Below are 1920 nucleotides of genomic sequence, written 5' to 3'. Positions count from 1 at the left end.
TCTCCCGGGACTGACGCGGAGAAGGGCTGCGCGACAGCGCCGCCCGCCTTCGGCAGGGCCGCCGAGCTCCGAAAAAACATCTTGCGCAAGCAGATCGAAATTGTTTCCATTCTGCTGCATAAAGTGAAATCAATCCGAGAGGATGTGCCGAATGATTTTTCCGCGCCTGCTGTTGGGTGCTGCCCTTCTACCCGCCCTCCCTGTCATCATGCCAGCGGCGAGCGCCGAAACGTCATGGCCGATCTGCGGTCGCGGCAAGCGCGTCACTTGCATTGTTGACGGCGATACCTTCTGGAAGGACGGGATCAAGTACCGGCTGGCCGCCGTGAACACGCCAGAGGCCGGCGACGGCGCGCGATGCGGCAAGGAACGGCATCTCGCCGACGCCGCAACTGCGCGCTTGCGCGAGCTTATGCAGATTCCCCGCCTGTCGTACTATCCGCAAGGGCGCGATCGCTATGGGCGCGTCCTCGTCAACATCCGCACCCATAAGGGTGACGACATTGCGTCCCTGATGGTCGAAAGCGGCTACGGTCGCCCTTATGCCGGTGGCTATCATGACCCGCATGAATGGTGCCAATGAAGGCGTCATTTCAGGGTCCACAAGTGCTTTCTTGAATAAACAGTTGTGAAGGAAGGAGACGTTTTTATAAGCGTGAGAGCATTCTATGGTGTCGTCCTGCCTTTGCTGACTGGTCCCGCATTCGCGCAAGACGTGACATTCGGCATTTTCGGAATCCAGATCGAGGACACGCCAGCGGTTGTAACAGAGGCTCTAACCGCCAAGGGCTTCGTCAAATATAGGGAGCGGCGCGGCCCGACCTTTGATGAGCAATTTGCTATCAGGCGTAAAAAGATCGATGCCTTTACGGCGAAAGGGCGCTCAAAGAAATCATATACACGAGAGACGCCGACCATATCACCGTTTGTTCACGGCATGGCCTTACGGAGAAAAGGTGACGCAGGTGTTCTACCACCCGAACACCACACCAGAAGATTGCCCGCCTTTCAAGGATGCCCCGAACAAAAATACGGAAAAGCCATCAAGTACGCCGGCGCATGGATCGACCGACCAGTGGAAAAGAAGAAAGGTTTTGGCGAGCGCAAATCGGATGAAACGATATCGGTTGTGTTCAAATGCAGCTTGGGTGACAGGCTCATTGACATCGGCCTCTTCGGCGCACCGATGATGCTAAGCCGCATGCTCGATAACGCCGATGGTGAAGCTATCCAGGATTTTTAGGAAGTACGGGCAAGGGAGATGCCCCCAGTGCTCGGCCCCCGCAAAGGGTTGGTCCTCGCCATGCTCGCCTCGGCGCTAGCGCGCCTGCGCCTGCGCGTGGCTCCGGTTCCGGCAGATTAGCCGCCTTTGCGCGACCCTGCGCGCCGGGGCGGTGCTGGCGGCGTCGGGACGAGGGGGCATCGCCCCTCGCCCGTCGGGCGAAGCTGTTCGATCCGCCTCCGGCGCAGATCGAACAAGGGGCAGGACTGGAAGCGAAAGCGCCAGCGCCCGGGCAGGCTCGATGCCTGGCCGGACGCTAAAGGGATTGGGGGAGCTGGCCGCGCCGGAGAGAAGCGCGACCAGCCAGCGGCCTATTCAGGTTCGGGGAACTCATGTGCCATACTGTTGTCAGCGGCAGGGATGCGGACCGGCTCTGGAAGCCAGCCGGTGTTTGCAACCATGCGCTCGGCAATGGCAACGGCCTCGGCCTTCTTGCCAGCCGCACGGATGGTCGTGGCCGCTTCCGTGCCCTTCACATCCGCAATGACAGCCTCGATGCTCTGCTTGTTGATGTGCGAGAAATAGGCCGCGCCGGTCGGCTCGAACCATGTCGTCATATATTGACGTTCAAGGCTTGACCAAGCTGGTTGGCGTGGGCGAAGGCGTCTTTCCGGTCTCCCGGGTACTTGCTTTCTACC

At 59.8% G+C, this 1920-nt stretch carries 2 protein-coding genes and 1 pseudogene; 2 read left to right on the top strand and 1 reads right to left on the bottom strand.

Annotated elements, in window-relative coordinates; translation table 11 throughout:
* The first annotated feature begins 151 nt into the window (after window positions 1-151).
* Together EOA79_RS31745 and EOA79_RS31740 are read left to right on the top strand one after the other, a co-directional pair.
* Complete coding sequence (locus EOA79_RS31745; RefSeq protein ID WP_164894055.1) at window positions 152-583, top strand: thermonuclease family protein; 432 nt, start codon at window positions 152-154, stop codon at window positions 581-583.
* A gap of 72 nt (window positions 584-655) precedes the next feature.
* Window positions 656-1243 carry a hypothetical protein gene (locus EOA79_RS31740; RefSeq protein WP_128161284.1) on the top strand — a complete coding sequence of 196 codons (588 nt, stop codon included), beginning with the start codon at window positions 656-658 and terminating at the stop codon, window positions 1241-1243.
* A gap of 350 nt (window positions 1244-1593) precedes the next feature.
* On the opposite strand, the pseudogene EOA79_RS31735 reads toward EOA79_RS31740, so the two are convergent.
* Window positions 1594-1920: pseudogene (locus EOA79_RS31735) on the bottom strand (hypothetical protein); the annotation flags it as partial.

This window comes from Mesorhizobium sp. M1A.F.Ca.IN.020.03.2.1, assembly GCF_004023205.1.
Lineage (GTDB): Bacteria > Pseudomonadota > Alphaproteobacteria > Rhizobiales > Rhizobiaceae > Mesorhizobium.
This window is presented reverse-complemented; position numbering and strand designations above follow the sequence as displayed.

Coding starts and splice junctions, on each gene's coding strand:
- EOA79_RS31745 (WP_164894055.1), top strand. CDS start 152: ATGATTTTTCCGCGCCTGCTGTTGGGTGCTGCCCTTCTACCCGCCCTC.